At 55.9% G+C, this 7,849-nt stretch carries 9 protein-coding genes; 8 read left to right on the top strand and 1 reads right to left on the bottom strand.

Features of this window, described 5'->3' with window-relative positions; genetic code table 11:
• Positions 1–125 precede the first annotated feature (125 nt).
• Entirely contained in the window at positions 126–842 is a 717-nt protein-coding gene (locus tag CR254_RS15415; RefSeq protein ID WP_097931559.1) for a hypothetical protein, read from the top strand.
• On the opposite strand, the gene CR254_RS18155 is transcribed toward CR254_RS15415, so the two are convergent.
• Entirely contained in the window at positions 839–982 is a 144-nt protein-coding gene (locus tag CR254_RS18155) for a hypothetical protein (protein ID WP_219618031.1), read from the bottom strand. The genes CR254_RS15415 and CR254_RS18155 overlap by 4 nt on opposite strands.
• 1,229 nt (positions 983–2,211) lie before the next feature.
• Between CR254_RS18155 and CR254_RS15405 the strand changes: the two genes are divergently transcribed.
• The 7 genes from CR254_RS15405 (at position 2,212) to CR254_RS15375 (ending at position 7,814) form a co-directional block, all read left to right on the top strand.
• The gene (locus CR254_RS15405; RefSeq protein WP_097931555.1) at positions 2,212–2,853 is read left to right on the top strand and encodes a hypothetical protein; all 642 of its coding nucleotides are present in this window, start codon (positions 2,212–2,214) and stop codon (positions 2,851–2,853) included.
• Complete coding sequence (locus tag CR254_RS15400; RefSeq protein ID WP_097931553.1) at positions 2,853–3,428, top strand: hypothetical protein; 576 nt, start codon at positions 2,853–2,855, stop codon at positions 3,426–3,428. Before CR254_RS15405 ends, CR254_RS15400 begins: the two co-directional genes overlap by 1 nt.
• Positions 3,425–3,667: a hypothetical protein gene (locus CR254_RS15395; RefSeq protein ID WP_097931551.1), complete on the top strand. Its 243-nt coding sequence runs from the start codon at positions 3,425–3,427 to the stop codon at positions 3,665–3,667. The genes CR254_RS15400 and CR254_RS15395 overlap by 4 nt, the downstream gene beginning before the upstream one ends.
• A complete protein-coding gene (locus tag CR254_RS15390) occupies positions 3,657–4,442 on the top strand; it encodes a terminase large subunit domain-containing protein (protein WP_097931550.1) in 786 nt (261 codons plus the stop codon). Before CR254_RS15395 ends, CR254_RS15390 begins: the two co-directional genes overlap by 11 nt.
• A complete protein-coding gene (locus CR254_RS15385; protein WP_097931548.1) occupies positions 4,427–5,143 on the top strand; it encodes a hypothetical protein in 717 nt (238 codons plus the stop codon). Before CR254_RS15390 ends, CR254_RS15385 begins: the two co-directional genes overlap by 16 nt.
• 36 nt (positions 5,144–5,179) lie before the next feature.
• Positions 5,180–5,461, top strand: coding sequence for a hypothetical protein (locus CR254_RS15380; RefSeq protein WP_097931546.1), 282 nt, complete (start codon positions 5,180–5,182; stop codon positions 5,459–5,461).
• A 250-nt stretch (positions 5,462–5,711) separates the two neighbouring features.
• Entirely contained in the window at positions 5,712–7,814 is a 2,103-nt protein-coding gene (locus CR254_RS15375) for an ATP-dependent nuclease (protein ID WP_097931544.1), read from the top strand.
• Positions 7,815–7,849: the final 35 nt, after the last annotated feature.

Here is a 7,849-nt window from a genome sequence, read left to right as displayed (position 1 = left end):
TTGCGGAATTCGTCCGTCCGTTTCAGTCCCATAGTCCGTCTCCTTTGTTGCAGTAAATGCTATCAAAGGAGCGGCATCAAACCGCGACAGGTCCAAAAGCAGAATACGCCTCACGTGCGAGTGAAATGCTCGATACCAAAGGGTGGGGAAGGTCGGCGCGCAGCATCGATTCCTATTTCTACACAAAGGTGGTCGAAGAAGGCATGTCAGTTGACGACGCGCGTGGATTGTACGTGGACATGTGCATGAAAGCGTATCAACACCACGTCGACCCAATTGATCTTGCCAATCCTCATGATCCGTTGAGGCGGTTGAGTGGCGCGCATGACGAGATGTATCAGCGGGACTTTTTGAAGGCTTTCGACGACATGCAAGAGGCGGGGTATCCCAATGCGTTACCGAGTATCGCGCCTGAATTTGATGCCAAGCCATGGATCGAGGTCAGACGCTGGGGCGGTGAAGAGAACGAAGAATGCCCTAAGAATTTGAACGAGAGGCTCTATGGTCTGTGGTATCGTGTCAAGCTGAATCGCTTTTGGAATGCCAAGATGCGTAGGGTCGACCTCAGCCATGAGATTGTCGAGGTTTTAGAAAATGGTGAGGATTGGCGCACAGCGAGCGAATGTGAGGCGCGCGGTTGGGACGCCGGAACAGAATTGTTCCTTCGAGGCCTGCATGAAAATGGCGATGGGCGCAGCCAGTATGAACGTGAAGTCGACGAGTTGCGGTCGAAGATTAAACGGCTGCGGCACACGAGTCAGAGTGCGCGGTTGAGTGAAAACCGTGCGGTGGCTCAGGCGGAGTTGACAGCGGCAGAAAAGCGGCTTGGCGAACTTCGTTAAGCCGCGCAGGCGACACGATGCGGGAGTGCAGCGAGAATTTCGTCGCGCTCCTGTCTCGTTGTCCGCGAGAACAGCCAGCGGCGGATGATGTCGAGGTCAATGCCTTCGGAGTAGAGGCGTAGGGCGTGGGATTTAGCCATTGGTTCAGGTCCTTTGGGTTGATCATGTGCGGGGGCGGTCGCTATTGCTTTGGATAGAATTGTATCGCCCATGGCAGCGCTGCTGCGACCATAGATCAAGGTAGCAATAACTGAGTTGTAGATGCTGGGTCAGGGACCCCATTGCCTATATTGTGCGCGTACGCGCGTGCATGCGTTGTGAATGGCGCAGGGCGGTTGTCTCTGGGCGTGCTGATCTCCCCTCGACATCTCCGCCTCCTTGTTGCGAGCTAGTCGCAACTGAACCTTGCAAAACAGACCGATTGATCCTTAATCAAATGTCCGCGCACGATTGACACTTTGAAACCAATCGGTTGATGTGCTGCGCCGCAGTTTTTGCAACGCTTCTTGCAACACAGGCGAATAACCGACCAAAACAGTCACTGGAATATAGGCATATCGGGCGCGCTACCGCGCTTGCCATCGACGCATACTCCCGACACCGCGCAAGAGACACGATCTGCTGCGGCGCACGCGGTCGTCTTGGTCAATTCCGACACATTATGCCCGACGATGGGGCAACGCCCGTCTCTGACGCGCTGCTCCGGCACACCCAACTGATACGGGGGCGTACATCACGAACCGCCTCGGCCAGATCAACATTCCGTGGCGCTGGATCATGCCCGTGGCAAACCAGTTGCGCCAATGACTGAGTGGCGACCCCTCCCACTAACCCAGCGTTCGCTTGCGGACGCCGACCTGCCCCCCGCATCGTCTATGTCGTCTGGGTTCGTGAGCCTAAGAAGTGGCAGCAGTTGGCCGCCGAACAGATCTCCTACGCCGACCATGTGCACCACGTCCCGCTCGGTACAACCTATCCAGGTTGCCCTTGGGCCTGATCACGAAAGACGCGCATCAGACGCCCGAAGCGACCCTCGCGACCGCGATCATATTGCAGGCCTACCGCGACCTCTTTGTCACGGTCCGCCAAGAGAGAATCGCACCCTTCACGACACAATCGGATCAAGATCAGGCAATGATCCCAAACCTGCCGCCCGCGCACTGCACGAAGCTGCCGTCGAACCTCTGCGGTGTCGTTGGCAAGACCTTAAATCGCAACCCCAAAGACCCACTTCTCCGGTCGGTAATCTGATCGCTGTCGAATAAATTCAACTCATGAGCGCAACGGTGCGTCGCTCCTGATCTGTCCATCACAGGTTGAGCGTGGCATCCCGATGCTGCGCTCAACTCTGGACACAAAGGAGTATTCCATGCCCGACGATACGGCAGCTGCCCTGCAAGCACTCATGCAGCAGGTTCAAACCCTCACCATCACTGTCACTGATCAGGCGAAACGCCTCGACGACCTACGTGAGTTCAACACCCGTGTGCTGGACGAGAAGAAGGATGTGCAACGCCAACTCGACGCGCAGGCCCCAAAGAAGAAAACCCTCTTGGACATCATCGACGAGGAAACCCAACAGCGCAAAATGCAGGCGGCAGGCCTTGAACAAGATGCCAACGGCAATTGGTATCCCAAGGGCGTGCGACCAGCGCACAGTCTGACGCGGGAGGAAGCTCGTGATCCTGCCAAATATCGCGCGGCCAAAGAGGCAGCAGAACAGGCAGGGACGACCCTGACCGTGATTAGCGGCGAAGGCGACGTGACAACCCGCAACACGGGTCGCCCAATTGTCACCCCGTCAAAAACGTTCACCTTCGACGACACCCACGAGCGCGTTCGGTATGTCCGCGCGGACATGCAAACGGGCAATGGCATCGTGAACCGCAGGATGCAGGCAGAGAAAGAAGGTTACACGATCAAAACCTTCCACTCGCCTGACGAATTGCCTGCACATGCGCGCACCAAATTCGACCTGATGGAGCGCGCGGCAAACGCTGAGTCCTCCTAATGGCACAGGGCGGCAATAAACACTCTGGTCGTCGTGCGATCATCGACATGCGTGCGGACAAGAACGAGATCATCAAAGACATTGTTCTCGAACGCCGCTCACTTGCTGAGATCGCTCGCCGCCTTGGCGTCGACTACACGACGGTGCAGCGGTATCGGGACGACAAGATCACCGAAGAAATGCGCCGCTCGGTCCTTGCCGAAACCCGCGTCGCCTCAATTGAGGCAGATACGGAGGTGATCAATCAGGACCGCATGGACATTGCCATGACCTATGAGTCGTTGGCAAAGCGGGTCGAACGTCTGATCACCAAGGCGGAGCAATCCGAAGATGACTCCTTTGCATTGGCCGCAATGGAAGGCCTGCGGAAAGTGTTGCGGGACATTGCAACCATGCAAGGCAAACTCGCGACCAACCTGACGGTCAATGTGTCACTGGCCGAAAGCAAGGAATGGGTGACGCTTCGCAATATCCTGAATGAGGTTTGCGACGAGGTGCCTTCCGCTCGCGAACCGCTCTTGCGGCGTATGCGTCACCACGTCCTGTCCGTCGCCAAGGAGGACACGATCCTATGACCCATCGCAAGTTCGAGGATTGGGACGCCTACGCACAGCGCGTCTGTGCGGCGACAAATGCAGGCAATCTAGATTGGCCGCAATTGCCTCACGCGAAGCGCATCATGATCGACGAAGGTGGCAAACCGTTCTTCACAGGCAAGGCGTGTAAACGCGGACATGTCTCGCCGCGCAACGAGCATGGCGACTGCACCCAATGCCATCTAATGCGCCTCGCGGAGCGTCGCGATGCCGTTTGATGGTCTCCACGACTTTTGCTCACTGATCGAACGCGATCTCGACCCCGGCGCGGAGATGCTTCACTTTCTGCAACAGGAGGTGCCAACGGCCACCCATGTTGACCCTTGGCAAGTTGAGGCGATCATGTCTGACGCACAGACAGTCGCGCTGCTCGTGTGCCGTCAGGCAGGCAAGTCCTGCATCCTCGCGACGCGCGGTGTGCGTGAGTTGAAGCGCGGCGGCACGATAATCTGCGTTGCGCCTGCGGAACGTCAGACACGCGAGATCACCCGCAAGGTGCAAGCATACCTGCGCGCGACTGATCTGGTCGTTGAACGTGCGACACAGACGGAAATCGAATGTAGCAATGGCGGACGCTTCATCGCTGTGCCTGCATCGGGCGCAACGATCCGTGGTTACACCGCTGATTTATTGCTCGTGGACGAGATGGCCTATTTGCTCGGTACGAATGGCGGCGAGGATGTCGTCGTGTCGATCCTGCCAATGCTGCGTGACAACGGGCAAACGTTCTACGCCTCAACACCCGCCGGAAAAAACAACCTGTTCGCCAGCCTGTTCCTCGAACCCAAGGACAACGTGCATCGGATCAAAGTCCCCGGCACGTCCATCCCGCGCCTTGCATCCCGCGTCGAACGTCTGCGGTCGCAGCTGTCGGCAACACGGTTTCGGCAGGAAGTCATGTGTGAATTTCTTTCGGACGGGCTGTCTTACTTTGATCTGTCAGCGATTGAGAACGCGACCAGCATGGAGAACGCAATATGTCCTCGGTTTTAAACCTCAACTACATGCCCGATGGTCGCGTGATCAACGAGACCGGACATGACCCTGCAATCGAGAGAGTGACCGGATTTGTCAGACACTTCGTCGGTGCTGACTTGGGGCAGGCAAACGACTTCTCGTCTGCGGTGGATATTAAGGATCAGCAATTGCCTTTCCATGATGGCACCCGCGTCAAACTCGGCCAGCGCGAGCGCACAGTCGTCTTTGCCGACAAATTTCGCGGCGTGTCCTACGTCGATGTGGTTGACTACCTGATCCGCTTGCGTAACGCGCCGCCGTTCGGTGGTAAATCGCAACTCGTGATCGACGGCACGTCAATCGGGCGGGTCGTGTCGGACATGATGCACGAGCAGTCGGTGGATCACACGGCGGTGCAAATGACTGGCGGTCAAGAGTGGCGTCGTTCGGGGCGATACGTCAACGCGTCCAAGACACTAATGATTGAAAACCTCGCCGTCCTGTTCGCGTCAGGCGATCTCAAATTCGCCCACGATCTGCCTTTGCGCTCCGAGATCGAAGAAGACCTTGCCTCATTCACCACGCAGACAACAGCGGCGGGCAATCAGATCATCACGCAATCGCGCAATGCCTCCGGTCACGGTGACACTGGCATAGCCTTGATCGTCGCCGCCTTCGCATCGCAATACCTCACGCCGCAAAGCATCCGCGCCAGCAAACTGGTCGGAATGTTTTAGGTTGCCATTCTCACTCGTCGCGGCAATTATTCCCGTATGGCGATTAAAAATATACCCAGCAACAACCCAGAGTATCGGCGCCGCAAGAAGGTGCAAAAGGAGTTCGAGCAGTTGCTGCTCGACGATGGGCATGGAACGCTGTTCCATACGCCACCGGTCAAACCTAAAGCACGGCAGAGTCTTGCGCGGGATAAATTGATACTGGATGCGATCAAGTATAACTTGTCGGTTCCGCAAAGTATGCGCGACGAAGTCAACAGACCACCGGACGAAAACCCGAAGGTGCCTGACGAAGACGACGGAAAAGCTCCGTGGTAACCCGCGCTCTCGCCTCGCTCGTGCCTTTCGTGCCTGCCATCACCCACCGAGTTCAACGAGACGCACGCAGCGACCCTCGGAAAATCGCGCGCTGACGGGCGTCCCTACGTTTTGGGCATCATTGCGCCTGCTGATGAATACCGCGCGTTAGACGCGCGCTCACGCATTTTGAGTTGTCGCCAATATCGTGTGACGTTGCCATGCCTTGGCACAACTCCTAGTATGGTGGTGGGTTTAGGAGTCGCGTAAAATGAAATTGACAAAGTTTCGGGTAACGAATTTTCGTTCAGTAGCTGATAGTGGTTGGGTCGATGCCGACGACGTGACCGCGTTGATTGGTGTTAACGAGTCAGGCAAAACAAATCTTCTCCTCCCATTGTGGAAGTTGAAACCCGCCCAAGATGGTGAAATCCAGCCAACGTCGGATTACCCAAAAACTATGTTTGGCGAAATTCGGAATGCACCGGGCGATTACCATTTCGTCGAAGCTGAGTTTGAAACGGGGGACACAGGCGCAGCGGTTGCGCGGATTGCGGGAGTGACGCCGGAAGAAGCCGAAACTGTTCGCGTCTCTCGTTTCTTCGATGGCCACTATTCCGTGGAGTTTCCGAAGCATTCGCGCCCAACAACCGTCGCGCGTGTGTGGTTGGCCGGAAAACTCACGACCTGCGCCGATGCAGTCGAAGCCGCACAAACCTTAAAGAAAGAAGGTGAATTGCAGCCACAGATCGTAACAGGGCTTAAATCCACAGCTAACGAATTGTCTGACACGGTCGATCTGAATGCGATGCAATTGCGAAGCGCTATCCAAGCTGTTGACGCGTTAATCCCAGAGGAACCCGCTGACACGAGTGTTATTGTTCCGATGGTCAGGCAGTTATCGGCTGAACTAAGCGAGCAACACACCTTGACCACCACGCCGCCGCCCGGTCGTGTCGAAGGTGTCGTGGATGCTGTTGTCGCGGCGCTACCACCTTTCGTCTATTATTCGAACTATGGGAATCTGGATTCCGAAATTTACCTTCCGCATGTCGTTCAAAACCTCGCCCGTGAAGACCTTGGAGCGAAGGAATCTGCTAAGGCACGCACGCTGCGCGTTCTGTTCAGCTTTGTGCAGTTAGAGGCGCAAGAAATTCTGGAATTGGGCCGCGACTTCAAAGAGGCTAACGGTCAAAACCGTGAACCCACAGCGGACGAAATTGCCCAGATTGCCGAACAGAAGCGAACTCGTTCAATCCTGCTTCAGTCAGCAGGCGCGACGCTGACGACGAGATTTCGTGACTGGTGGAAACAAGGCGACTACCGTTTTCGGTTTGAAGCAGACGGCAATCACTTTCGCATCTGGGTAGCAGATGATCGTCGCCCAACTGAGGTTGAATTGGAAAACCGCAGCACTGGTTTGCAATGGTTTCTAAGCTTCTATCTCGTGTTCCTTGTCGAAAGCCGAGGTGATCATAGCAAAGCCATTCTGTTGCTCGACGAGCCGGGTGTTTCGTTGCACCCGTTGGCGCAGCGAGATTTGTCTGCTTTCTTCGAAAGCCTGTCTGATACCAACCAGATCATATACACATCGCATTCGCCATTTTTAGTTGACGCTGATCGTTTAGAACAAGCGCGTAAAGTTTATGTTGCGGCTGATGGTACGACAAAGGCAACGCCCAACCTTCGACACAACGAAGGACGGGACGAGCAAGCGGGCGCAGCATATGCGGTGCATTCGGCCCTCAACCTTAGTGTTGCGGAAAGTCTTCTTGTCGGGTGTCGCCCTGTATTGGTCGAAGGACCGTCTGATCAACATTATCTGACCGCGATGAAGGCACTGCTTGTTTCAGGGGGCAAGATCACTCCGAAGCGTGAACTTGTGTTTCCTCCCTCGGGCGGCACGAAAACAGCGCGGGTCGTCGCAAGCATCCTGACAGGTCGGGACGAGGTGCTGCCGATGATGCTTCTCGACGACGACGGCCCCGGTCGTCAGATGCGAGCGAATTTGGCGCAGGGATTATATGCGGAAGCGCCTGACAAGGTCTTAAGCGTAGGGATGTTTGTAGATTATGACCGCGCCGAAATCGAAGACCTGATGCCGTTCGACATATTGGCAGATGAAATCGACCGCATGGAGCGGGAGCCTGAGCTTCGTTTCGCAGATGTGGTTCAAGCAGGGCAACCATTTGTCGGGCAGCTTGAAGCGTGGGCCGACGCACAAGGCGTGACGCTCGATGAACACTGGAAGGTCACGTTGTCGATCAAGGTCAAGCAACGTGTGCTGACGCGTGGTGTCGGTGCAATACCTGTTGATGTAGTGGAGCGTTGGGTTAGGTTGTTCGAGGCGTTTTCTCCCAATGATGTCGATTGAGCTGATTGTTCTCGACTGAATTGACGCGCACGGAA

The sequence above is a fragment of the Pontivivens marinum genome (assembly GCF_900231835.1).
Taxonomy (GTDB): Bacteria; Pseudomonadota; Alphaproteobacteria; order Rhodobacterales; family Rhodobacteraceae; genus Pontivivens; species Pontivivens marinum.
Note: the sequence above shows the minus strand (reverse complement) of the source record. Positions and strands in the feature narration are given on the sequence as shown.

Excerpts from the sequence above, each read along its gene's own strand:
- CR254_RS15385 (WP_097931548.1), top strand. The coding sequence starts at position 4,427 with ATGTCCTCGGTTTTAAACCTCAACTACATGCCCGATGGTCGCGTGATC.
- CR254_RS15405 (WP_097931555.1), top strand. The coding sequence starts at position 2,212 with ATGCCCGACGATACGGCAGCTGCCCTGCAAGCACTCATGCAGCAGGTT.
- CR254_RS18155 (WP_219618031.1), bottom strand. The coding sequence starts at position 982 with ATGGCTAAATCCCACGCCCTACGCCTCTACTCCGAAGGCATTGACCTC.
- CR254_RS15400 (WP_097931553.1), top strand. The coding sequence starts at position 2,853 with ATGGCACAGGGCGGCAATAAACACTCTGGTCGTCGTGCGATCATCGAC.
- CR254_RS15415 (WP_097931559.1), top strand. The coding sequence starts at position 126 with ATGCTCGATACCAAAGGGTGGGGAAGGTCGGCGCGCAGCATCGATTCC.
- CR254_RS15380 (WP_097931546.1), top strand. The coding sequence starts at position 5,180 with ATGGCGATTAAAAATATACCCAGCAACAACCCAGAGTATCGGCGCCGC.
- CR254_RS15375 (WP_097931544.1), top strand. The coding sequence starts at position 5,712 with ATGAAATTGACAAAGTTTCGGGTAACGAATTTTCGTTCAGTAGCTGAT.
- CR254_RS15395 (WP_097931551.1), top strand. The coding sequence starts at position 3,425 with ATGACCCATCGCAAGTTCGAGGATTGGGACGCCTACGCACAGCGCGTC.
- CR254_RS15390 (WP_097931550.1), top strand. The coding sequence starts at position 3,657 with ATGCCGTTTGATGGTCTCCACGACTTTTGCTCACTGATCGAACGCGAT.